Genomic DNA, 24,876 nt, shown 5'->3' with positions numbered 1-24,876 from the left:
ATGACACACCGCCATCGTTAGCAGGGCCAGCTCCCACAGTTGTTCGTGATGAAGCTAAGCATGGATTTGTGCCAGGTATTGCCAGGGATAGATGCCACGTTGGTGGCCATCGCTGAACACCAATTGCACGCCGTAGCCCTGGGGGTTGAGTTCGATCAGGCGCACGCGTTCATCGACCATCGGTGTCAGGCCTTTCAGGCGAAAGGCGCGGCATTGCGAGCACGGGCACTGGCGGCGCAGTTCGGCGTGGTTGAGTTGTTGCTCGCGGCCATCGGGCCAGCGCAGCCGCAACGTCTGCTCGCTCTGCGAGTTTCCCACCGACAGCGGGTTCATTGCAGCTGACTCAAGGCGATGCGCACGGCTTTGCGCACTTCCGGGTCGCCGTCGTCCTGCGCGGCCTGCAACGCGGCCACGGCGCCACGATCATTCAGTTCACCCAAGGCCAGCGCGGCCTCTTTGCGCAGGTTGCTGATGCGATGGCCGAGGGTTTCGATCAAGGCGTCCAGCGCCGGGGCGAAACGCAAACGGCCAAGGCTGCGGGTGGCGCGCAGGCGCACTTGCCAATAGTCATCGTTCAAGGCTTCAACCAGTGCCGGGCCGGCGTCGAGGTGGCCGACTTTGCCCAAGGTCGTGGCGGCTTCTTCGCGCACTTGCCAGGCGTTGTCCTGCAAGGCGTCACGCAGGGCCGGCAGGACTTCGGCGCTGGAGGCCAAACCCAAGGCGCCAGTGGCGGCGCGGCGGACTTCGGTGTCCGGGTCGGCGCTGGCCAATCGCGCCAGGGCTGGCAGAGCGTCGAGCTGCTTGAGCCAGCCGAGCACGCCAACGGCTTCGCGGCGCACGTTAGCGTCGGCGTCATGTAATGCGGCGACGGCAGCCGGTGCGGCGTCAGCGAAACGCAGTTCACGCAGGGCGCGAAACGCGGCAATGCGCACGCTGACGTCGGCGTGATCGGTCCACGGCAGAATCACCCGCCCCGCCGCTTCAGTCTTGAGCAAACTCAGGCTCTGCGCGGCAGCCGATTGCACGGCGGATGACGAATCGGTCAGCGCCTCGCACAAGGCGTGCACAACCGGCTGATCTTCCCAGGCTTCGAGCAAGCGCGCGGCTTCAGCGCGGACTTCTTCAGCGGGATCCTGCCCCAGCCGATCAACCAGCCAGAGCAAGCCATCCGGCTCTTCGAGGTCGGCCAGATCAATCAGGGCAATGCGCCGCACGCCAGCGTCTTCGGCGGTCAGACGCGGTTGCAGGGCGAGGATGTCGTCGTTATCGGTCACAGCAAAAATAGAGGTCATAGGGCAAATCGCGGCAAAGGGTTTTCAGGAGGCAGGCCGAGCGGATTGAGGCGCGGCAGCGGTCGGTCGTTGTCGTGGCGCAGCAGGTCGAGGCAGTGGCGTTTGAGGCGCGAGAACTCGGCGCTGGTGACCAGTTCGCTGGTGCGCGGCCGGGCGAAATCCAGGCGCAAATCTTCGATGATGCGCCCCGGCCGTGCGCTCATCACCAGCAAGCGGTCGGCGAGGAACAGCGCCTCGTCGATGTCGTGAGTGACGAAGACCACGGTGGTGCGGATACGCGTCCAGATGTCCAGCAGCAGTTCCTGCATGTTCAGCCGGGTTAGCGCATCCAGCGCACCGAACGGCTCGTCCATCAGCAACAGGCGCGGACGATTGACCAGCACCCGGGCGATCTCGACGCGTTGCTGCATGCCGCCGGAAAGCTGATCGGGCCAGCGCTCGGCAAAGCCGTCGAGGCCGACCAGTTTGAGGATGCCATCGGCGGCGCGATGACGTTCAGCCTTGCCGATGCCGCGCATCTTCAGGCCGAAGGCGACGTTGTCACGCACCGTGCGCCACGGGAACAACGTGTGATGCTGGAACACCATGCCGCGCTGCGGTGACGGCCCGGACACTTCGCCGCCATCGACCTTCAGGCTGCCGGCATGCGCGCTCAGATGCCCGGCCAAAGCGCCGAGCAAAGTCGACTTGCCGCAACCGGACGGGCCGAGAATGCACACGAACTGGCCCGGTTCGATCTGGCAATCGAGTTCGCGCACCGCTTCGAACGCTTCACTTCCTTGGCCGAGGACGATGGACAATTGGCGGATATCGATCCGCCCTTCCGGGGTTTGCATCGCGCTCATCAGGCTTTTCCTCGCGGTCGATGCCAGGGCGTGAACAACCCGCCGAGACGTTTGATCAGCAGACTGCTGCCCATGCCCAATACGCCGATCAGCAACATGCCGACGACGATGTCGGCGTAGTTCTGAATGGTGTAGGACTCCCAGGTGTAATAGCCGATGCCGAACTGGCCGGAGATCATTTCCGCCGTGACTAGGCAGAACCACGAGGTGCCCATGCCGATGGCCAGCCCCGTGATGATGCTTGGCGCAGCGCCGGGCAGGATCACTTCCAGCAAGATCGCCGAGCGCCCTGCTCCAAGGCTTTTCGCCGAGGCGATCAGGCGTGGATCGACACCTTCGACGCCGTGCACGGTGTTGAGCAGGATCGGGAACAGTGCGCCGGTGAAGGTGATGAAGACCATCGACAGTTCCGAGGACGGGAACATCAGGATCGCCAGTGGAATCCAGGCGACGGCGGGGATTGGACGCAGGACTTCCAGCGGTGGCAGCAGCAGGTCTTCGGCCCATTCCGAGCGGCCGATGGCCAGACCCAACGCGATGCCGATCAGCAGCGCCGCAAGATAACCGGCGAAGACGCGGCTGAGGCTGGCGGTGAGATGTTGCAGGAGCTTGCCGGAGTCGCCGAGGCCCAGCGCGGCTTCGATCACGGCCAAAGGCGTTGGCACATTGGCGAAGGTGACGAGGCCGAGGTTCCAGTGATGGCTGGCGGCGAGTTGCCAGAACAGTAGGCAGAGCAGCAGCGAGGCGGCTCTTGGGATCCAGCGAGTGATGAATATGAACATAGCTCCTCCTCTGTATCACACCCCCCTGTGGGAGCGGGCTTGCCCGCGATGACGGACTTACATTCAACAATGATGTTTGATGTGCTGGCCTCATCGCGGGCAAGCCCGCTCCCACAGGGGAATGTGGCTTGCCAGAAATTAGCGGGCGGCGACTGCCTGAGTGGTGGCGTCGGTGAAGTCGAGGACTTTGCCGCCCTGTGCCGAGGCGTATTGCTGGGCCTGACCTTTGAGTAGAAACGCGCTCAGACGCCCTTTCGCATCACTGGCAAACCACGCCTGTTCGGCCAACAACTTGATCCCGCTGTCACTGGCCTGCGCATACACCGCACGGATGGTTTTGCCCTCTTGCTTCAACGCGGCCAGCGCGGTGAAGGCTTCTTCCGCCGAGGCGTATTGGCGCACCTTGTCCTCGCCGCGCACCCAGATTTCCGCAACGTGACTGAAGTCAGTGATGGCTTTACCGGTCGCCGCGTCCGTGCCCTTTAACGGCGTCTGTGCGTAGTTCGCCAATTGCGCGGTGTAATCCAGACCCGACGCCTTGAACGCCGCGCGGATGTATTGATCGTCGATGAAGTTGTTCAGATCGAGGCCGCGATCAGCCTTCTTCAGCAGCTTCAACGTATCGATGGCGGTGCCGACTGCCTGGCGATACTCAGGCTTCCAGCTCAGGTCACGGGTCTGCACGCCGAGCGGGCCGTGGAACAGATAATTCACCTCGGCATCGACGCCGGTGACTTTGGCGATCAGTTCGCTGTACTTCTCAGGCTCGGCGGCGAGCAGTTGATTGGCTTCAATGCTGGCGCGCAGATACGCGACGACGACTTCCGGGTACTTCTTCGCATAAGCCTGATCCACCAGCGCACCGTGGAAAGTCGGCGCATTGGCCTGGGCGCCGTCGTAGATCTTGCGGGCGAAACCCCGGCTCGGGAACAGTTCGGCGAACGGCACAAAATCGGCGTGGGCGTCGATCTTGCCCGCTTGCAACGCGGAGCCGGCGACCTCTGGCGGCTGGGCGATGATGTTCACATCATTCAGCGGATCCCAGCCCTGCGCCGCCACGGCACGCAGCAACATGCCGTGGGCGGTGGAGGCGAACGGCACGGAAATGGTCTTGCCCTTGAGTTCACTCAGCGACTGCACGCCCGACGCGCTCGGCACGACGATGCCGTTGCCGCTGCCTTTGATACTCCCCGACAAAACGCTGATGAACAGGCTGTGCTTGCCGGCGGTTTCAAACGCCACGCCGTTGAACGCACCGGGGAAATCGGCCATGGCGCCGAAGTCGAGTTTGCCGGCGACCATCTCGTTGGTCAGCGGTGCGCCGCTGGTGAAGTTCTTCCACTGCACGTCGTACTGGGCGTCTTTGTAGGCGCCGTCGTGGGGCAGGTATTTGTCGAGCAGCCCCAGCTCACGAATCAACAAGCCGCCAGCGGCGCAGTTGATGGTGGTGTCCTGGGTGCCGATGGCGATGCGGATGGTTTCGGCCGAGGCCGACAGAGTTAACGAAGCCAGTACCAGACCGGCAATTGCTGCACGCAACATGATTGTTTCCCCTCGAATCATTTATTTGAGTTCGTCTCCGCCGCGATCAGGGCGCGGTGGGAAACGAGGGGTTTTCGGTGAATCCAGCGTCCGGGTGTTTCCGGATGGCTTTGGGTTGTCACAGTTCAAATGTAGGAGTGAGCCTGCTCGCGATAGCGGTGTGTCAGCCAGCACATCTACATCTGACCCGCCGCTATCGCGAGCAGGCTCACTCCTACAGGGGATAGCGTTTCAACGCAGGAGATAAGGGATGTCAACTTTGACGGCACCCGTCGGGCAATCCTTTTCACACGGCATGCAGTACCAGCATTCGTCGAACGCCATATAGGCCTTCTGCGTTGCCGGGTTGATCGCCAGCAAGTCCATCGGGCAGACGTCGACACACACGGTGCAGCCCTTTTCGGCGATGCATTTGTCCTCGTCCACGGTGACGGGGGCGTTGGAGCGGAAGAAGATTTCCTGAGCTTGATAGGCCATGGTTCGGACTCTCTTTTAGTGGTGCATCAAGCGGCGAAAGCGCCAACCCGCAAGCGGTCGTAAGCCTGCATTTCTTCGGCATCGAGCGGGATGATGTAAGGTTCGACGGCTTTCTTGAAACTGGTCATCTGGCCGTCGTCGCCCTTCTTCAGATGGCAATGGCAGAACCATTCACCGTCATTGCGTTGCGGGTGGTCGACGCGATAGTGGTACAAACCCCAGCGGCTTTCGGCGCGGAACAACGAAGCGCGGGCGGCCATTTCGGCGCAGTCGCGGATCACGCTGGTTTCCATCGCACGCATCAGTTCGTGGGCGTTGTTGGCTTTCATCTGATCCAGATCGCGTTCGATGTCGCTGAAGCGTTGCAGGCCGATCTGCATTTTCTTGGTGACTTTCGGCGGTTGCAGATAATCGTTAACGAAGCGCCGCAGCTTGTACTCGACCTGCGCCGGCGGCAGACCGTGTTCGCGATCCAGCGGTGCGTAGACCCGGGCCTTTTCCTTTTCAATCTGCTCGGCGTCCAGCTCGGTGAACTCGCGTCCGGCGACAAAATCCGCCGCGTTATGCCCGGCAAACCAGCCGTAGGTAAACGCGCCGAGCATGTAGTTATGCGGCACGGCGGCCATGTCGCCGGCCGAGTACAAGCCTTTCACCGAAGTCTCGGCGCGTTCGTTCACCCACACGCCGGACGCCGAGTGACCGCTGCAAAAGCCGATCTCGGAGATGTGCATTTCGACCATCTGCGTGCGGTAATCGGTGCCGCGATTGGCGTGGAACTGGCCGCGACTCGGGCGCTCGTTGCTGTGCAGAATCTCTTCGATGTTCTGGATGGTTTCTTCGGCGAGGTGGTCGAGTTTGAGGAACACCGGGCCGTTGCCGCTCTCCAGTTCCTGGTGGAACTCCCACATCATCTGCCCGCTCCAGTAGTCGCACTCGATGAAGCGTTCGCCCTTGTTGTTGGCGGTGTAGCCGCCCAACGGGCCGGTGACGTAGGCGCAGGCCGGGCCGTTGTAGTCCTTGATCAACGGGTTGATCTGGAAGCACTCGAGGTTGGCCAGTTCGGCGCCGGCGTGATAGGCCATCGCGTAGCCGTCGCCAGCGTTGGTCGGGTTTTCGTAGGTGCCCATCAGGTAGCCCGATGACGGCAAGCCGAGACGGCCGGCAGCGCCGCAGGCGAGGATCACCGCTTTGGCTTTGATCACATGGAAATCAGCGGTGCGGCAATCGAAGCCCATCACGCCGTTGACGGCGCCCTCCTCGTCGGTCAGCAAACGCGTACAAACCAAGCGGTTGGTGATGCTCACCCGCGCACGTTTCAACTGACGATAAAGGACCTTTTTGATGTCGTGCCCTTCCGGCATCGGCAGCACGTAGGCGCCCATGTGGTGGACTTTTTTCACCGCGTAATCACCGGTTTCGTCCTTCTCGAACTTCACACCCCAGCGGTCGAGCTGCTCGATGGTTTCGAAGCTGTGCGTGGCGTAGGCATAGACGGCGGCCTGATTGACGATGCCGTCGTTGGCGATGGTGATTTCCTTGGTGTACTGCTCGGGTGTCGAGTGGCCGGGAATGATCGCGTTGTTCAGGCCGTCCATGCCCATGCTGATCGCGCCGCTGCGTTTGACGTTGGCCTTGTCGACCAGCAACACGCGCAAGTCGCGGTTCTTTTCCTTGGCTTTGATCGCGGCCATCGGGCCTGCGGTGCCGCCGCCGATGACGACGATGTCGTATTCCTGTTCGAGAACGTTGCGGGTCATGCCTGCTCCCCTTTTTGCCGGTCGATCCGCAGGCGGTACTGGAACGCATCGCCACGGTAGTAAAGGTGTTCGAAGTCCAGCGGCTGGCCTTGTGCGTCGTGGGTCAGGCGCTCGATGCGCATGATCGGTGAGCCGGCCTCGACGTTGAGCGCCTGAGTCAGATCGCTGTCAGCGAGCACCGCGTCGATGGCCAGATCAGCGTGGCCGAGGGCGATGCCGCAGTCGTTTTCGAGGATCAGGAAGATGTCGCGGATGACCAGATCAGCCTTCTCCAGCCGCTCGCCGACGGCTTTGGGCAGGTAGGTGATTTCCAGCGAAATCGGCTCGCGGTTGATCAAACGTACACGCTTGATCTGCGCGACGGTCTCACCCTCGGCGACTTGCAAACGTTCGGCCACGCGCTTGTCGGCGGCAATGAATTTGAAGCTACGCAGGCGGTTGATCACCTCGTAGCCGCGCCCGGTCATCGACTCGGCGAGGCCTTGCAGGCTGCTGACGTTTTGAAAGGTTTTCGGCTTGGCGACGAAGGTGCCTTTGCCGTGGATCTTGAAGATCAGCCCTTCTTTTTGCAGATCGCCCAAGGCCTGGCGCACGGTGATGCGGCTGACTTTGAACAGCGCACCGAGTTCGCTTTCGGACGGCATCTGGCTGTCTTGCGGGTATTCACCGTCGAGAATCCGCGCACGGAGGACGTCGCGCAGTTGGGTGTGCAGCGGGACGCTGCCAAGAGAGAGAACGTTATCGGTCATCACGGGATCACTTGTTATAACGAGTTATGACGTGATCTTAGAGTTGTTATGACAAGGTGAGAAATAATGTTTGGGCATAACCTTAGATGCATGGCACACGCTGTTCCCTGTGGGAGCTGGCTTGCCAGCGATGGCGTCCTGTCAGCCAACTGATTGGCTATCTGAACCACCGCTATCGCTGGCAAGCCAGCTCCCACAGGGGATTGTGCAGGTCCGGAGGATCAGTGGCGTTTGAGGATCTGGTCCATGACCCAGTCAGTCTTGAGGGCCTGTTCAGCGACGGCGGGATGTTGTGCATCGCCACGAATGTGCGCATTCATGCCCAGCACGTGATGCCACTGAATGTGTTGGTGATTGGGGGATTTCCAGGCTGATGCGCTCATCGGCATGCAGCTCAACCGGATGCTCATCAAACACCGAAAAACCAATCCGCCCGAGGCTGCCGATGATCTCGACCCGATCCTCGCGCCGATCCGCGACAAAGCTCCAGCAGCCCATGCCCAGCGCCCCGGAGGCGAACCGCCAACTGGCGCTGACGGCATCTTCCGCCGCATACAGTCCCGCCTGACGCGCCGTGAATCCGGCCACTTCGACGATGTCGCCGAGCAGATACTGGAACAGATCGAACCCGTGACTGGCCAGGTCAGCAAAATAGCCGCCACCGGCCACCGCAGGATCGGTGCGCCAGTTGTCGCGCCCTTCCAGATCCGCCGTTGACGGCGCCTTGGTCAGCGTCCAGCTCAAATGGCGAACCTCACCGATTCGCCCCTCCGCCAACCATTGCCGCACTTGCGCAAAACGCGGCAACGAACGGCGGTAGTAAGAAACGAACAGGTGCAAACCGGCCTCGGCGAACGCCTGCTGCATCTCGCGGCTTTGCCCGGCGCTCAGCGCCATCGGTTTTTCGACGCAGCAATGTTTGCCGGCGGCGACGACTTTGAGGCTGTAGGCGTGGTGACTTTCGGGTGGCGTGGCGATGTACACCGCGTCGACCTCGGGATCGTTGATCAGCGCATCGACGTCGGTGTAGACCCGAGCGATGCCGTGGCGCGCGGCGTAATCGCTGACCGCCTCAAGACGTCGGCCCATCACCGCCACCAGCGCCGAACCGGGTGCCTTGTAAAAGGCCGGCCCGCTCTTGCGTTCGGCGACGCTGCCACAACCGATCATGCCCCAGCGCACCACGTCCATGTCTGTTCCTTCAGCCGACGCGCAAGGCGCGCAGATCAAGATGTCCGTCCTGCAGCGGCGGGCACCAGTAATAGCCACCGGTGATCGGGCGGCTGATGCGATACAGGCCATCGGTGATGCCGTCTTCCAGACCACTCATACGACGCAATTGTGCTTCAAAAGCGTCCAGCGAGAAGCCGAAGGCGAGGAACATCAAACCGGCGCGATCACCTTCGATCCACGGCATCGAACGACGGACCACGAACGCTTCCGGCGCGAAGCTTTCCTGCGCGGTGCGTTTGACGTGGGCGGAGATTGGCGCGTCGTCGATTTCTTCGTTGTCGCTCAGGCGACGGCCCATGATGTTGTCTTTGTCGTCCGCCGAGAGTTTGTGAAAACCCTTGAGGTCGTGCTGCCACTGCTGGATCGCCGCGAAGCTGCCACCGACCATGCCGTCAGTGCCTGCGCTTTGCAGGGCAGCGGCGATGGCGGCTTCGTCGTGGGGATTTTCGGTGCCGTCTTCGTAGCCGGTCAGGTCGTGGCCGTCCTTGTGGCGGAAGGCTTCCTGCATCTCGACCAGACGCAGGGCCGGCGCCAGCGCGACTTCGAGGGCGTTGCAGCGGTTGAGCAGTTCGCCACGGTCGACGCCGTGCAACCACACCCACAAGGCGTGTTGGGTCGACGGGTTTTCCACACCGACGCCAGACATGGCCGGGAAACTGCGCAGGCCTTCGATTTGTACGTTGAGGGCCTTGACCAGGGACTCACCGAAACCAACCACTGCCGACTTGCCGTCCACCTGATTGATCAGGTTGTCGAACGCCTGCGGCAGCGCTTCAACTGATTCCAGGGCGAAAAACAGGTGACGTGCTTGTGGCGGAACAGGGGTAGCGAGAATGCCCGGCTGGTAGTAACTCATGTGAACTCCTTGAAAAAGTGCGCGGAGTTTACCTGTGGCCGGACAGTTTGTGGGGTTGAAGCAAATCAAAAGATCGCAGCCTTCGGCAGCTCCTACAGGGATCAGGGTAGGAGCTGCCGAAGGCTGCGATCTTTTGATCTTTTAAACAGCTGTAACGCTTTCCTGGCGCCACGCACTCGGGCTCAACCCTGTCCAGCGCTTGAACGCCCGGCGAAAACTGCGCACATCGCTGTAGCCGACTTCTTCGGTGATGCGCTCGATCGGCATATCAGGATTGGCCAGCAAACTCATCGTCCGCGCCTGACGCACCTGCTCCAGCAACGCTTCAAACGTCAGTGCATGCTCGGTCAAGCGCCGACGCAAGGTGCGGCTGCTCATGTTCAAGTCACCGGCAATCTTTTCGATATGGCTGCCAGAGGTCAGATCCCTGGCAATCGCCCGCTCGACCGCCTGAATCAGATCGAGCTTCTGATGGACCTGCGCGGCTTCCAGCTCCAGCAAGGCGACCGCCTGACGCAGCGCCAGCGAATGGTGATTGGGCAGGTTCACGTCAAGCCACTGCGCATCGATCAGCATGCGATTGTGCAGGCAACCGAAACGCACCTGCGGGCCCAGCAGGCGATGGTATTCACTCAGATAACTCGGCGCGGCATGCACGAATTCCACAGCAATGGCTTTGAATGACTCCCCGACCAACGCGCGGCCATACACCAGCAGGCTGGCGAAGAACTCCTCGACGGCAAACACCTGCACATCGGCGAATGGCAGGCGGCATTCAGCATCCAGATGCACCTGCGCACCGACCACATCAACGCTCGACACCACAATCCCGCCAGAGGTGTGCTGATGACGAATCCCCAGCGCAAAAGCATCGCGCAAGGTCTTGCACAGCGACAGCACATGCCCGAGCAAACCCAGAGTGCCGAGCACGTTCTGCGCGCCGACCCACAACCCCAAGCCTTGATTGGGCAGCACTTTGAGCGCGCGTTGAATCATCGCCACCGCCTGGCGATAGGAAATCCGTTGCGCCGGATCCTGCAAATCTTCAAGGGCGAACCCCAAGCCACGACACAGGCTTTGCGGGTCGATACCTTTGTTCTGCACGACTTCGGCGAGGGTTTGCAGGAGAAATGGCGACACCAGCGCCAATTCAAAGGTCGGGTCTTGGACTTTTACGTTCATGGCGGCTGACATTCCGGATCATGCTTGATTGTTATTTTTGTTACCGGTTATGTCGAAGGAAGTTAGCACAGGCTTGGACGACTGTCCGCAGAAGCCCCCCTCAATGGCCGCGAAAACCCTGCCCCGCCGGGCGCCAAGCGCTTATTTCTATGGTGCCCGGCGTCCCGCATGCCGGCGTTGCGCCCAAACACAATAATAATGAGGACGGATATGCACCCGAACCGCGCGACTTTGCCCCTGCGCCTGGCCCTATCTTTGCTGGGCTGCGCCGTGACCCTCCCGGCGCTGGCCACCGAAGCCGGCGTCGACAACATCGGCCCCGGCACCGACGGCTTCTTCATGTTGCCGCTGGAAGTCGACAGCCTTCCGGAGAACATGGTCGCGTTCAACCTCTACTACAACCATTACAAGTCGCGGAAACTCAATATCAGTTCACTCGGCGGCAAAGTGCCCGATGTCGAAATCGAATCGACAGCGGTGATTCCGCGCCTCGACTACTTGAGCCCGGTGCGCGTCTTTGGCGGGCGCCTGGCCGGGTACATCGCGCAGCCGTGGTTGAAACAGGAAGTCTCGGTATTCGGTCTGGACGACACCCGCGAAGGCATGGGCGATACCACGGTGGCGCCCATCATCTTGTGGGACATGGGCAAGAACCTGACCCTCGGCGCCGCGTTGGAAATCACCGTGCCGACCGGCGAATACAGCGTCGACCGGCTGGCCAACACCAGCAACAATTTCTATACCTACAAGCCGTTGTTCTCGTTCACCTGGCTGCCGACCGAAAAAACCGAAGTCTCGATGAAGACCACCTACAGCTTCAATGAGAAGAACAAGGACACCGACTACAAATCCGGGCAGATCTTCCACTTCGATTATTCGGCCAGCTACAAGATCACCGACGACCTGATGCTCGGCATCAACGGCTACTACCTCAAGCAAACCACCGACGACAAACAGTTCGGCCACACCGTGCAGTTTCTCGGTCAGGACGTGGACGACGGCGTGCGCGGCAAGGTGTTCGCGATCGGCCCGGCGCTGCACTTCACCTTCCTCAAATACGCCAGCGCGGAGATTCGCTGGGCCAAGGAATTTGACGTGGAGAACCGGCCTGAGGGGGAAATGCTCTGGGCGAAAGTCAGTATTCCGTATGCGTTCTGAAACCACCCCCAACCACCTGTGGGAGCTAGCCCTGCTAGCGATCCGGCCAGCACCAACAACATCTCCATTCACTGACCCACCGCCATCGCTGGCAAGCCAGCTCCCACAGGTTCTGTGGGGTGCATCAATCTAAACCACACCTAAATCCCTGTGGGAGCTAGCCCTGCTAGCGATCCGACCAGCACCAACAACATCTCCATCCACTGACCCACCGCCATCGCTGGCAAGCCAGCTCCCACAGGTTCTGTGGGGTGCATCAATCTCAACCACACCCAAATCCCTGTGGGAGCTGGCTTGCCAGCGATGGCGGTGGGTCAGGCAATAAAGATGTTGGCTGTGTTGGCCAATCGCTAGCAGGGCTAGCTCCCACAAGAAATAGCGACATATTCATAAGTTTTTCCGGGCAAAAAAAAGGGCGGCCAAATGGCCGCCCAAACGTACTACACGAGAGTCTTTTACAGCTTAAGTTGCCCGCGCTCCTCTTCGGTCAACTGCTGCTTCGCCTGTTCGTCCAGCGCCCCTGCGCCCAGCACCTGCACCGGGCTGTTCGGGTTGTAGCCCGGGGCCGGGGTGCGGGTGGCGCCATCGCGGGTTGGGGCGAGTTGTTCGTTGCCGAAACTCAGCACCTGCACGGTAAACACCGAGGCCTGATTCTGCCGCGAGGCCGCTTGCTGCTGACGCGCCACGTCTTCCGCCGCTTGCGTGGCCGAAGATGCCGCCGAACTGGCCGAGGTGATCGCGCCAGTGTTGACCGCCGATACCACCGGCACCCCGGTCGATTTACCCTGCACCGAAATGTTGGCAGCGTTGACCACCGTCAGGGCGGCGATGTTGACGTTGCCCGACACACGAATCCCCGCCTCGCCGGCATCGATGGTGCCCAGCGGCGCGATCAGGTCGATGTCGCCCGGCGCCACTTCGGCGATCGGGTTGAGCGTGGCGATACCGGCGCCGGTACTCGGCACCGACGGTGACAGGGTCACGTTGCCCCAGGTGTCGTAAACCCGTTTCGGCGGGGTGTAGACCACGGTGGTTTTCGAGCCGCGACCGGCGTTGATATCGCCCTCGGCAGACCAGCCGAGAATCGAGCCGCCAAACGTGGTCATGATCCGGCTCTGCCCCAGCAGAATGCTGCCCTGCGAATAGAGCTGAATGTTGCCCGAGCCTTGGGTGATGATCCCCGCTGTCGACGGTGGCGCCGCGCCTTCGATGCCGAACACCTGACCGCCACCCGGCGTGAGCATCTGGATATCGCCGCCGAACAGGGTTTTGACCCCGGCACCGCCGTACATTGTGATGTCGCCGTCATAACGAATGGCATTGCCCGCCACATCGCTGGTCGGGAACAACGCCGCGATGGCGTTGCGACCGCGCAAATAACTGCCCTGACGCGGACCGTCGACATCGTTGTATTCCAGGCCACCGGCGCGCAGTTCGGCGAAGTACACCTGCCGCGCGAAGATCGCCTGTTCAGCGCTCGGCAGCGCGGCGTAGAACGCTTGCGCCTGTTCGGCATTGCCGCTGAAGCCATAGCCGAGGGTCAGCCAGCTCTGCAGCTCGTCCAGGTACGTCTTGACCACTTTGCCCGGTTGGCCGTTGAGAGAGACCTGCGAATCAGCGAGGTTCTGCGGGTTCAGGTAGCGCGCGATGAACCGTGAGTAATCCAGCCCTTGCGCACCAACACCGGCCTGCAGCACCACACTGGCACCCGGTCGGCTATCGCCTGCCAGCACCGGCCCGATGCTGGTGATGCTGGCACGGTCCTCCATCAGGATGTTGCGCCCCGCGGTGACGTCAAGCACACCTGGGCCGGCGATGTCGAAGCTGCTGTAGAGAATGTCGCGCCCGGCCGCAACCCGCGACACATCGTTGGGCCGGTTGTGAATGAACAGGTTGCCGGTGGAAGCGATGTCTTCGTTGCTGGCGCTCAACCCTTCACTGGGTGCTTTGGCTGGCTGGCCCAGATAGGTCCCGGACGCGACGATATCGCGACCGGCGAGCATCCAGACCGGGCCGGCCGCTTCGTACCAGGTGCGCTGCGGTACGCCGAATCGGCTGAATGTCAGCGTTTCGCCGCTGCGCACACCCACCAGGTCCCCGGTCAATGCGTAGAACCGCGCAGGTTCCTGCACACCACTGAGTCCCGAATAACTATTGGCCCCGAACGTAAACAACGGATACAGCGCGTTGGCTCTCGTCGCAACGCCGTCCGGGCTGTTATTGGTCAGGATCGGCCGGATTGTAGTGTTGCTTTCATAGCCGTTGAAGGATGGCGCAAACGGTGTAGTGATTGCCGAAGGACTGGCGCCCGATTGATTGATCGCGTAACCACCGGCATAGATCGAGTCACCAGCCAGCAGTTCCAGCTGACCCGCAGCGGACGGTGCCAGCAACAACGAGTAGCCCGACGCAGGCGGCGCATTGCCCGGACTGTAGACGGCCGAGGGACCGGCATAGATGGAACCCTGGGCGGCCACCGCACGCAGGATCGACGGATAAACGAAACGCCCGTCAGTGGGTGAGACGTTATAGCTGGCACCCGTCAGCAGATCGCTTTCAGCCAATTGCGTGCTCGGCGTCAGGTTGCCCCCCGCCGAAAACAGATCGATCGCGGTGTGATCGGTCCACAGCGAGAAACCGGTCAAACCGCCGCCCGCATGGGCCACGCCACTGCCGTCGGTAAATGGCGTGGAATTTTGCAGGCGCACACGCCCCGGATCTGCGGCACCGCCCAGTACCAGATCGCCACGGGTACTCAGGCGCATGCCCGAGTCACCGGGAATCAACACCAGCCCGCCGCTGGCGCTGCTCAGGGTTGAGCTGAACGGGTCGTAAGCGCGCACTTCGCGCGGATCCTGATCCTTTGAGAACGCGCCATATTGCAGATTGACGCCGCCCACCGCACTCGCGCTGACTTGCGCCGCGCCGCGCAGGTTGATCACCGCGCCTTGCAGATCGTGGCGTGGCGCTTCTGTTCCGGTTTCCCGCGCCCGGGCCAGTAGCGACGGGTTGAGCGCACCGCCCAGACGCATGTCGATATCGCCACCTCCCGTCAATTGCAGGCTGCCGTCGCTACCCACCCGGCCGGTGCTGCCCACGGCAACGACCAGCCCCTGCCCCCGCGGATAGAGATTGGCGCGGCCATCGCCAACCGGATCGAGCATGCCGCCGTCGGCACCGGCGCGCAGATTGATGTTGCCGCCGCCGAGGGTACCGAAGCCGGTGAAACCGACCAGATAAGGCACCGTAGCGGTCTCGCCTGACAACGGCTGCGTTGTGTAGCTGCCGAAGTTGATCCACCAGGCGGTCGGTATTTCGCCGTTGCCCGTGCCCTGACGCCACAACCAGTTGCCCACGGCCACGCTCGACACTTGCTGGCGGGTATCGAAATCTTTGTTCAAGGCACGTTGCCCGATGACATCCCCCGACACTGACCCGCCCGCGCCTATCGTCAGATTGCCACCCAGCTGCGGATACCAGGCTTGATACAAACTGTCGCTGCCGCCATCGACCCATTTCTCGTTATCACTGCCTGCACTGCCAAGCACCGAACCGTCATCCGACAGACGACCGCGTGGCTGGTTGTAACGTGCCTCGACGTCGCTGGACTGCGTACCCGCCGTGTAAACGCCGAACGGCGATTCCATGCTCAGGTTGCCAGCGGCCAGCACATCGAGGTCACCGGTTCCGGTACGCAGTACGCTGAACATCTGCGTGTGCGTGGCCACCGTGGTGCCGCCGACATTGGGTTTACACGAGTTCGGATCGATGTCGCACCAGAACAAATCGTCCTCGGAAACCGGTGTACCCGTCGGCATACCCAACCAGTTGCCATCCGCCCAGAGGAATTTGGCGGGCGCGACACAGACACCCGGGATCGCGTCGCACCAGAACATTTCATCTTCCTTCACCACCTCCCCGGCCGGGTACCCCAACGCATTGTCGACCGCCCAGGTGGTGTCGAGGGTTTTCGTGGTGACGACCATGCCGTAATGCGTATCCGCCAGTCGCAAGTGACCTTCGCTGGTGAGCGGTTTCACGGTGCGACTGTCGGCAGCATCAAGATCCGCACCCGCCACTACGCGCATCGACCACGAGGTGCTGCCCGACGGCAGCATGCTCGCCAGGGCCCAGTTGCGTCCCTGCTGCGTGCCGTTCAACGGGCGCAAATCGATGAACGCTGTGCCGTCGGCCAGCACCACGTCGGTCATCGACGGAATCAGCGAGCCGCGTAACAACGCCAATGCACCGCTTAATTTCACGCCAGCGATTTTGTTGTCGGCAAACGTGCCAGGCAATGGCACGCCCTTGGGCCAGAGCATCGCCTGCATGTCGGTGGCCGCGTTCAACCGCGTCCCGGCCCCGAGGCGGCTGCCCGCCGGCAAGGTCACGTTGTCGCTGAGCAAGGTACCGGCGGCGTACAGCAGGTTGCCGCCGGCGTCATGCACCGCACCGGCCAAGACTGTACCGGCCGTCAGCGTGTAAGGCCCGGCGAGGATGCCCTGGGTTGGCAGCAGCGTGCCGCTGGCCAGCGTCGCACTCTGTATCGGCAAGTCGTAATTGAGCGTCGTGCCGACCGGGAACGAGGTGCCTTCTGCCAGCGTCACCCCGGCGCCCGGAACGATCAGGTCACCACCAAAAGGCTGGATGCCCGGCACCAGTTTCCAACCGGCGTCGTCAACGGTTTCCGGCGGCGGCGCGAAGCCGTCGTTGATGCTGCCGTAAATATCCAGATTGCCGCCGGCGCGGATCAGCAGGCTGCCGGATTCGCCCGAACCATAAACAGCGGTTTTTTGCGTGTGCGGATTCAGACTGGCGTAACGGTAAGCGGACAGGTCCAGATCGCCCCGCACGACCAGATCGCCGTCGGCAGTTTTGCTGGCGATCTCGACGCCCGGGCGTAGATGGAACGCATCGCTATAAGCTGCGTTATTCAATCCGGCCAGTTTGCGTTGCAGCAAATCGCCGTTGCCCAGCGCCGCATCGATGAACGCCGTGCTGTCGCCATGGATAACGTCCAGATAAGCCTGATCGATCACCTGATACGGGCGCCCGCTGACGGCAGCATCGGTGCCGTCCGCTGCATCGGTGTAGCGGCGCATGGCGTTCAGGCCGATGGAACGCGCGCCCTGAATGTTCAACACACCGCTGGCATCGATGGCGATGTCGCCACCGCCGATACGCGGTGCATTGAGTTCCAGCGTACCGCGCGGCAGACCATCGTTGTGCCCTGCCCCACTGCCCGGCGGCGCGTCGGTGCCGTGGCGCAAATCGATCCGTGCGCCCGGCGCCAGCGTCAGCAAACCATTGCCGGAATCGAGTTCGACCATGGCGCGGTTGGGGGCATCGATGATCTTGCCGTAGCTGTCGACACGCAGCACGCGACCATGGGCATCGAGCACGGCATTGCCAGTCAGAGTCAGACCGTTATTGGCGGACAGACGAATGCTGCCGACCCGCTCACCACTGGCGTCGATCAGGCCGGCCACGGTCAGACTGCCGTTGTCCACCGAGACATTGACTTCACCGGCCTTGAACCCGTCGCCGATCACCAGGCTGCCCTGCTTGAGCTGGAAGCTGCGGCTGCCGAACACCCGCCCGGCGTTCAAGCGCTGGTTCAACGCAGCGAAGTCCTGGTTCAAATCGCCGCCCAGCCGTTGTGCGCGAATGTCCACGCCACCGGCCTTGTACGGCACCAGCGTGCCACCGGCATCGAAGTAACCGCTGCTGGCACCGAGGATCTCGCCTTGCAGATCGACTACCCCGGCATCCGCTGCCAGCGCCACCGCACTGAGATTGCCGGCCTGGTTGTTGTGCGCCGACAGATCGATACGTGAACCGGCAGCCTGGCGGATATTGCCGTGGCTGCTGTACAGCGCCACATCGCCGCCCCAACTGTATTTGCTGACGTCATTGAACGGCAAGGTACGCCCGGCCAGGTCCAGGTGCGCGGCGTTGGTCAGGGTCAGATTGTCCTCGGACTTGACCACCAGTTTGCCGCTGGCCAGTGCAATGCGACCGTCGAGCAGCACATTGCGCCCTTCAAGCGTCAACTCCGCACCCAAGGCATCGGCCACCGCAGCATTCGCAACGCCACTCACCGTCAGGTCGTCGCCCGCCTTGAGCAGGTTGACCGAGGCCGCTTCACCAGTGAGCAACGGCGTGCGCAGATTGAGGTTGCCGCCACTGTAGACGTAGCCGGAAATCGGGTCGTAAGCCCCTTGCGCCAGATACACCGCAAGACTGCCCTTGTGGTTGGCGGTAATACGCTCGCTGGCGTTGAGGTTGACGTTGGCAAAACCCAACGCCAATCGGTTGTTCTGATCCAGGCCGTTGGGCTGCGGATTCGGGCCATAACCGAACTCGATGCGTTGCGCCTGAATGTCCAGTGTGCCGCGTCCTGTCCCGGCGCCACCACTGGCTACCGCGCCCGGCGCCTGGGTCGCTCCGTTCCAGATCAGGTTGGCGGTGCGAATGGTCGCCACATCGCCAGCCTCGCCCCAGCCATAGACGGCGGGCGTGGCCAATAACAGGTTCTGCAAGCGACTGACGCCGGTCTGCGGGTCAAGCGTATCGAGGCTGACGTTGCCGAAGAAGTTGAACGAGTCGCGAGTGGTCAGACTCAGGGTTTCCAGTGCCGGAGCGCCGAACTGCGTGTCGCCGCGCAGCAGGCGATCGAGCACGTTCTGGTTCAAGGTCAGGCCACTCGGTACGCGACCTGCCGCGGCCAGCGCCTCGGCGCTACCGGCATTGACCGCGCCGACGGCCAGCGCCAGGTGACGGGTGCCGAAGCGCACGGATTCGTTCAGTTCGAACTGGTTATCGGTGGCAGCGGTAATGCTGCCATTGGAATAGAGCAACGTTGGCTGAGCGCACGGCTGCGCAACGCACGTACCGATGCGGATGCTGCCCGCGCCTTCAGAATACGTGGCGACCGTCGGTGCGAGCGTGCTGGTCCAACCGTTGGACACGACCAACAGACTGGCGGAACCCGGCTGATAAATGAAGCCGTCGGTCGAGTCATAAGGCGCATCACCGCGGCCGAGGGTGTTGATACCGGCGCCCGCTTCCAGCGTGATGCCACCGTTGACTTTGTCAGTGCGCAACAGCACTTCCGGTGCCGATAACACTGCGCCTTCACGCAGAGTGATGTTGGCAGCCGAACCATCAAAGCGAATGAAGTTACCCGCCGAGCCGTATTCAACCGTCGGCGTGGCGCCAAGGCTCAGCCGTCCGGCTTCGAGCCGGTCAAGGCTGTCCGCATACAGCGAAATTCCGGTAAACCCCGGCGTACGCAACCGGCCTTCACCGAGCACCTCCAGGTCCTGGGCCAACACGACAGCGCTCCCGGCCACGCCGCCCTTGTCTGGGGCAAACAGGGCCTGACCCTGAAAGTTCATGTCGATGTCGTGCTTGCCACCGGCCACCAATTGCACGTTGAGGGATTTCGCATCCATTGGCGCCAACGCACGTGGCACACCCCGACGAGCCGCATCGCTTTCGATGAACTGGGTGAAGCTCGTTTCGTTGTACTGCGAATAGCGGCGCAGAACATCGGCCGACGTCAGGATCACCTGGCTCGGCAGACTGTCGCGCACACCGCTGTTGGCAATCGACATCAGTCCGGCACTGGACCACGAACCATTGCGCATTTTCAACGCGCTGCTGGTCACGCCCGGCGTCGCCTGGCCATTGACCTCGACCCGGAACGCGCCGGGCAGCAAGGCAAAGGTTGAAGGCAGCAAGGTGTAGGTGCCGGCGGCCAGGCCAGGAACACCCGCGCCGACGGTAATTTGCTGGCCAATGCGCGGATCGCTTGCACCGGCCTCAGCGAGTGCCGGTGCAAAGGCACTCTGGTTGCCCGGCACAATGGCGTACACCGGGTTACTGCTCAGACCCGGCAAGCTGAACGTGCCATCGGCAGCGTTGCGCACCAACGGATTGAATCGGGCATCGGTGGAACCGCCGCGCCCGGAGACAAAACCGGCGCCGCGCAGATCGCCGCCGCCCGACAAGTCAATCAACGCGCCGCCCTGCACATCGACGTACTGCCCGGTGAGGATCACGCCATCCAGGGCACTGGAGATCCCGTGCAACACCACGGATTTGCCGTCGTAGCGATAGTCGATACCGTCGGTGGTACCGCCATACGGCATGACCAGACCAGCACCGCTGACCGACGTGACACTGCCGGGCAACAGGCGCAGCTCCTGGGTTTTGCCCAGGGAGTTCTCGCCCAATCTGATCAATCCCAACGGGGCGCGGATAACGCCGCCCTGCTCGATCTTCCCGGCGACCAGCAGCAAGTTGCCGAACGCGGAATACGGCAAGGCCTGCGGTGCCTCGCCATGGCCGCTGATACGCAAGGTACGCGCAAGTTCCGGGACGGCCGTATAGCCCTGATAACCAACACGGACATCGGCCGAAACACCTGTGGCCGGATAAATCTGCGCAGCGCGCAAGTTCAGATCACCGGGCGTCCACAACCGCGAGCTGCGCTCGTTATCGTTCGGCGCGAGAAAACGCATGTCGCCACGACTGTCGAGGGTGACCTGGTCGAAGCCACGGCGGCTGACGGCAGCGGCCGGCGCGGCGAGCTGCGCGATCGTCCCTTCGGTGCCGAACGACAAGGTGTTGCTCAGATCGAGCAGGTCAGCGGTGGCGGTGAAGCGGGCGTTCGACAGCTCAGTGGTCGCGTTGGCCAGCAGCCGTGGACGCATGCTGACATCCGAAGGCACGTACAGACCCAGCCCCGACAAGCGCATGTATGGCGCGGCCAGATTGATCCGCGTCGTGTCGCTGGCAGCCTGCGCCAATGAGATCGAGCCGGTGTAAAGATTCAGGCTTTGATTCATGCGCAGATCGACGTCGCCGGCGAATGTGAGCAAGCCGTTACTCAACAGGCTCAGGTGATCGAAACCACCCGACATCAAACGCTCCGCGCTCAAGCGGGTCTGACCGTAACGCAACTGCGCCGCGCCTTCGCCGGCCTGCAGATGCGCCGGCAGCAGCGAGCCATCCGAGCCTTGGCTGATGATCATTTCGCGGGGCGCACGCACTTCGTTGCTCGCCAGATTCATCTGGTAGAGCGGCGCGTCCTGAACAATCTCCAGACGTCCACCCGACGCACCGACGCCACCCGCTGCAGCCTGCAACTGACCGTCGAGGAACACGCCATTGTAAGAACTCAAGGCAATGCGCCCGCCATCGGTGGCGACGTCGGTCGGTCCGCCCCCGGCGACATCCAGAACCGCGTGCGTACCGGAGGCGTCCAGGCGTGCACCGTTGCGTACAATCACGTAAGCATCGGCCGACGTCGCGGTGATTTTCTTCGAATCAATCTCGCCGCCGAGAATAATGCTGCCGCCTTTGCCGATCTGGCCGTACACCCGACCCAGCGCATCCACGGCCGTGTAGGCGCGACCGGCAACATCCAGCACCGCATCTTCGCCGATCCAGATCGAGCGGTTGTGGGCCTGCGGGTCGGCGTTCTGCAGCTTGGTCGCCACGTCCAGCGAGCCAAACTGTTGCTGACGAATATCGAGAGTGCCGCCCCAGGCGTTCAATTGCCCGTCGACCGTAATCTGTCCGGCACCGCGCAGTTTGATGCGCTGCCCCGGGTCGACACTGATCCGTGCACCGTGGCCAATGGACAACGGACTGCTCGCCGGGTCAATCAGCGCTAACTCGCTGGAACCGGCCTGGAGCGCAAGACTGGCGCCGCCACGCTGGGTCAGAACGCCTTTGGCCGGGTTCTCCTGAAACAGCGTGGGGGTCCACAATTCGAGGGCCGTGCGCGGATCGACGCCGCTGGACTGGATCGGCGCCGCATCGCCGAAACGGTAGACCGGCATCACCACATCGACCTGCGCACCATCAGCGACTTCCAGCCCGGTCAGGCCGGTGACGCTGTAACTGGCAAAACCGGTGCTGAACAGACTCGATGCCAGTTGCAGCGTATTGTCGCCGTGTGCGGCGCCAGTTCCACCGATCACAACGTTGCCGGACTGAATCGTCAGACTGCCGCCACCAGTGACACCGTAGCCACGCACGTCGCCATCAAGCATCAATTGCGACGACGCCGAACGGGTCAGCGGACTCGACTCCAGCGTAATGTCGCCGCCCTTGCCGCCGCGCGTCTTGCCATTGGCCAACAGCGCTCCGCCGGACGACACGTCAAGCAGACTGCCACTGCCCAGGTTGACGCTGCCGGTACTGCGCACAGACACCACGCCGCCATTGAGGTAGGCCAGACTGTTCACGTCGTCCGGATCGGTACGCAGATTGCTCCACAGTCCGCGGGCATCGAGCTGCACGCCTTTGGCCACCGTGACGCCGACAGCCGTCCCGGCCGGTGCCAGCAGCGCGGAATTGCCGGTCAGGACATCCCCCACATTCATGCTACCGCCACGCGCAGTCAGGTTCGCATTGACCTGCACTTGTGGGGCGAACAAGGTGATATCACCACCAGAAGCAACGGTCAGCGCCTGATCGACAACAATGGTTTTCGCGGCAGAGACCTTCAACGCACCGAGCTGAAAGCCGTTGAGCATATCGCTGTCGAGAAACAACTTGCCGACCCGCTCCTGCGCCACGGCATCCGCCAGGCCGGGCGCTGTGAGCGCCGCTGCGTGAGTGCCGCCGATCTGCACCTGGTCCAGTAGCGGATCGAGCAGGTACTGCAGGCCACCGGCGGTCGCCGACCAGGCCGGATCGTATTGACCCACGATCAACTGCGCCCGGCGAGCCCGTGCGATCTGACTCTGCTCATAGCCATCCAGCACCGCGCGGGGTGCTTGTGTCTGGCGCTCGCCCTGGAACACTTCGCCGAGAATCTGGCCATCGACCAGCGCGTTGCGGGTGGCAATCACCAATTGGCCGGCATCGCGACCGACGGTGTAGCCCGATTCCTGACGCGAGCTCGGCGCAATCAGCGGGTTGTAGAAAAACTGCGTCTGGCCCCAGCGCTCGCTGCTGTCTTCATAGCCTTTGTACAACCCGGTATAAAGCAGATCCCCCGGCGCCCGTGAGACTTCGTATAAACGCCCGTCGGCGCCTCGCAACCAGCTCTGTCGGATCGCGCCGCTCTGCACGTCGAGGGTGCCGCCCGACAAGTTGATCAGCGAGCCTTTCTCGGTGACCACGTCGTTGCCGGCAAAATTCACGGAACCGCCCTGCGCCATCCATTCACCGATGCCGTGGCCCTGAGTGCCGAGATAGCCACCGACTTCCAGCAGACCTCCGGCCGTGTACCATCGGTCTGTAGCGTAGCCGTTGGTGCCGGCCGGCACGTACACCAACTCACGCACATCGACCCAGATGTCGTTGCTGTTGAGCGCGCCGCCCTCGCGGTTGACCGGCGCATCGCGTTGCTCGTTGCCCTGCACGTTGATCTTGATGTTATTGGCTTCCATCGCCACCTTCACCCCGACAGCGCCGGACACATCAATCACGGCGCCGTCGCGCACCAGGCTGCGACGCCCCGCCGATACCGCGACCTGGCCACCGGTGGCAAGGGTGATCGAGCCGTTCTGAAACTCGACGCTGCCGCCGCTAGCAATCTCCACACGCGACTGATCGCCACGAATTCGGTTGGCGGCACTGACGGCCTGGAGCGAAGCATCACGCTGGCTGTCGAGCGCGGTGAGGTCGCTGCTATCGAGCAGGATCGCGGTGACGCTACCCTGAGCGAGCGTGACGCTGCCGGTGTTATCGGTCGCCGGATTGAGCAAGTGCACAGTGCCGCGCGTGGCCACCGAGGTGCTTGCCAGCAACACACCGTTTTGCAGCACTTCATGGCCGGTCAGCGTGATGTCGCCGGTGGCGGCCTGGATCAAGCCATTGTTGCTGACCTTGCCGGCCACGGCGCCGGTCTTGAAGCCCGGCGTCACTTCATTGCCGAAGGTCGTGGACACGGCGTTGCCATCGGTGCCCGAACCTTTGCGGATGTAAAAGCGATCGCCTGCACCGAGCAGGGTCTGGCCTTTGGGGGTGCTGATGTTGCCATCGTTCTGCACCTCGTTGCCCAACAGCAAGGCGTAGCCACCCGCATCCGTCGACGCCTTGGGCGCATGGGTCTGGATAGTGGCGCCACGTTCCACCAGCACTTTGCCGGCCGCGTCGGTGAAGGTCGGCTGAGTCGCGGTGCTGTCGAAGTACAGACCCCGTTCGCGGAACTGAATATCCGTGATGTTGGCCGCCGCCGCCACCAGGTTGCGCACATTGACCTGGCTGCTGCCACTGAACACGATGCCGTTGCGGTTGATCAGCATCACCGTGCCGTCGCCCTTGATCTGGCCCTGAATCTGACTGGCACGCGCGCTTGGGTCGTTGACCCGGTTGAGGACTGCCCAGTTGGATTGCTGAGCGAATTCGACCGTGGTGTTGCGGCCGACGTTGAAGGTTTCCCAGTTGAGAATCGCCTTGTCGGCGGTCTGCTCGATCTTCACCGTGGTCTTGCCGTCAGCCTGAGCCTGCTGCGGTCCCTTGGCGTTCAGCCAACCCTGGCTAAGGCTGTTGTCGACCTTCAAGCCGCCCTCGCCCAATCCATCCGGCACGCTTTGCACACTGCCCAACGCCACCGCACGCCCGGCTGCCTGCGCCGCCTGCTGCGCAGCAATCGCCGCCACGGTGTTGTTAAGGGTCTGCAACGAGCGCTGCAATTGCTGATTGGCTCTTTGCTGCTGGGCCAGTGGAGGGGTCATCCCCGGCAACCCGCCAACACCCGGCCGCGCTGCCGCCGCTTGTTGTGCGGCGCCCTTAGCGGCGAACCAGTTGGAGCTGAACGCCGTTTGCGCCTGCGCACTGCCCGCCACCAGACACAACGCCACCGCGTGCGCCAGTGGCTTGAGCAGCCATAGCGCCGGATCGGCGACCTCACGCTTGAGCATCTGGGCACGGGTACTGCGACGGGATGGGCGAGCGAGCATCACTACGAGATCCTTTTTGATTGCCACACAAAGCTGCAGGCCAGCTAAAACCTGCTGTTACGACATAGGCAGTT

At 62.4% G+C, this 24,876-nt stretch carries 12 protein-coding genes and 1 pseudogene; 1 reads left to right on the top strand and 12 read right to left on the bottom strand.

Translation table 11 applies throughout. The features are described from left to right. Positions 1-54: 54 nt before the first annotated feature. The 11 genes and pseudogenes from AC3Y64_RS12160 to AC3Y64_RS12110 all read right to left on the bottom strand — a co-directional run bounded on the left by AC3Y64_RS12160 (position 55) and on the right by AC3Y64_RS12110 (position 10,715). Positions 55-333, bottom strand: coding sequence for a DUF971 domain-containing protein (locus AC3Y64_RS12160; protein WP_489987633.1), 279 nt, complete (start codon positions 331-333; stop codon positions 55-57). Continuing rightward, positions 330-1,292, bottom strand: a complete 963-nt coding sequence (locus tag AC3Y64_RS12155; protein WP_489987632.1) for a HEAT repeat domain-containing protein — start codon at positions 1,290-1,292, stop codon at positions 330-332. Before AC3Y64_RS12155 ends, AC3Y64_RS12160 begins: the two co-directional genes overlap by 4 nt. Further along, positions 1,289-2,137, bottom strand: a complete 849-nt coding sequence (locus tag AC3Y64_RS12150; RefSeq protein ID WP_489987631.1) for an ABC transporter ATP-binding protein — start codon at positions 2,135-2,137, stop codon at positions 1,289-1,291. The genes AC3Y64_RS12155 and AC3Y64_RS12150 overlap by 4 nt, the downstream gene beginning before the upstream one ends. Then, entirely contained in the window at positions 2,137-2,919 is a 783-nt protein-coding gene (locus AC3Y64_RS12145) for an ABC transporter permease (protein ID WP_489987630.1), read from the bottom strand. Before AC3Y64_RS12145 ends, AC3Y64_RS12150 begins: the two co-directional genes overlap by 1 nt. Positions 2,920-3,057: 138 nt before the next feature. After that, positions 3,058-4,464, bottom strand: coding sequence for an ABC transporter substrate-binding protein (locus AC3Y64_RS12140; RefSeq protein WP_489987951.1), 1,407 nt, complete (start codon positions 4,462-4,464; stop codon positions 3,058-3,060). Between the two features lie 228 nt (positions 4,465-4,692). After that, entirely contained in the window at positions 4,693-4,938 is a 246-nt protein-coding gene (locus AC3Y64_RS12135; RefSeq protein WP_003225615.1) for a 4Fe-4S dicluster domain-containing protein, read from the bottom strand. Positions 4,939-4,964: 26 nt separating this feature from the next. Then, positions 4,965-6,695 carry a fumarate reductase/succinate dehydrogenase flavoprotein subunit gene (locus tag AC3Y64_RS12130; RefSeq protein WP_489987629.1) on the bottom strand — a complete coding sequence of 577 codons (1,731 nt, stop codon included), beginning with the start codon at positions 6,693-6,695 and terminating at the stop codon, positions 4,965-4,967. Further along, positions 6,692-7,444 (bottom strand): GntR family transcriptional regulator, encoded by a 753-nt coding sequence (locus tag AC3Y64_RS12125; protein WP_489987628.1) that lies wholly within the window; start codon positions 7,442-7,444, stop codon positions 6,692-6,694. Before AC3Y64_RS12125 ends, AC3Y64_RS12130 begins: the two co-directional genes overlap by 4 nt. Before the next feature lie 221 nt (positions 7,445-7,665). Then, positions 7,666-8,635: pseudogene (locus tag AC3Y64_RS12120) on the bottom strand (Gfo/Idh/MocA family protein). Positions 8,636-8,645: 10 nt separating this feature from the next. Then, on the bottom strand, positions 8,646-9,533 hold the full coding sequence (locus tag AC3Y64_RS12115; protein WP_489987627.1) for a Dyp-type peroxidase: 888 nt from the start codon (positions 9,531-9,533) through the stop codon (positions 8,646-8,648). Between the two features lie 141 nt (positions 9,534-9,674). Then, on the bottom strand, positions 9,675-10,715 hold the full coding sequence (locus AC3Y64_RS12110) for an AraC family transcriptional regulator (protein ID WP_489987626.1): 1,041 nt from the start codon (positions 10,713-10,715) through the stop codon (positions 9,675-9,677). 210 nt (positions 10,716-10,925) lie between these two features. Here AC3Y64_RS12110 and AC3Y64_RS12105 point away from each other — a divergent pair, with 210 nt between their 5' ends. Then, the gene (locus tag AC3Y64_RS12105) at positions 10,926-11,873 is read left to right on the top strand and encodes a SphA family protein (protein ID WP_489987625.1); all 948 of its coding nucleotides are present in this window, start codon (positions 10,926-10,928) and stop codon (positions 11,871-11,873) included. A gap of 455 nt (positions 11,874-12,328) precedes the next feature. Here the strand turns inward: AC3Y64_RS12105 and AC3Y64_RS12100 are convergent, their stop codons facing one another. Then, entirely contained in the window at positions 12,329-24,802 is a 12,474-nt protein-coding gene (locus tag AC3Y64_RS12100; protein ID WP_489987624.1) for a filamentous hemagglutinin family protein, read from the bottom strand. Positions 24,803-24,876 lie beyond the last annotated feature (74 nt).

The organism is Pseudomonas sp. 4CAES_32.4, assembly GCF_058136335.1.
Note: the sequence above shows the minus strand (reverse complement) of the source record. Positions and strands in the feature narration are given on the sequence as shown.

Bases quoted from the DNA above. Each gene is read 5' to 3' on its own strand.
- AC3Y64_RS12160 (WP_489987633.1), bottom strand. From the start codon at position 333: ATGAACCCGCTGTCGGTGGGAAACTCGCAGAGCGAGCAGACGTTGCGG.
- AC3Y64_RS12155 (WP_489987632.1), bottom strand. From the start codon at position 1,292: ATGACCTCTATTTTTGCTGTGACCGATAACGACGACATCCTCGCCCTG.
- AC3Y64_RS12150 (WP_489987631.1), bottom strand. From the start codon at position 2,137: ATGAGCGCGATGCAAACCCCGGAAGGGCGGATCGATATCCGCCAATTG.
- AC3Y64_RS12145 (WP_489987630.1), bottom strand. From the start codon at position 2,919: ATGTTCATATTCATCACTCGCTGGATCCCAAGAGCCGCCTCGCTGCTG.
- AC3Y64_RS12135 (WP_003225615.1), bottom strand. From the start codon at position 4,938: ATGGCCTATCAAGCTCAGGAAATCTTCTTCCGCTCCAACGCCCCCGTC.
- AC3Y64_RS12130 (WP_489987629.1), bottom strand. From the start codon at position 6,695: ATGACCCGCAACGTTCTCGAACAGGAATACGACATCGTCGTCATCGGC.
- AC3Y64_RS12125 (WP_489987628.1), bottom strand. From the start codon at position 7,444: ATGACCGATAACGTTCTCTCTCTTGGCAGCGTCCCGCTGCACACCCAA.
- AC3Y64_RS12115 (WP_489987627.1), bottom strand. From the start codon at position 9,533: ATGAGTTACTACCAGCCGGGCATTCTCGCTACCCCTGTTCCGCCACAA.
- AC3Y64_RS12110 (WP_489987626.1), bottom strand. From the start codon at position 10,715: ATGAACGTAAAAGTCCAAGACCCGACCTTTGAATTGGCGCTGGTGTCG.
- AC3Y64_RS12105 (WP_489987625.1), top strand. From the start codon at position 10,926: ATGCACCCGAACCGCGCGACTTTGCCCCTGCGCCTGGCCCTATCTTTG.
- AC3Y64_RS12100 (WP_489987624.1), bottom strand. From the start codon at position 24,802: ATGCTCGCTCGCCCATCCCGTCGCAGTACCCGTGCCCAGATGCTCAAG.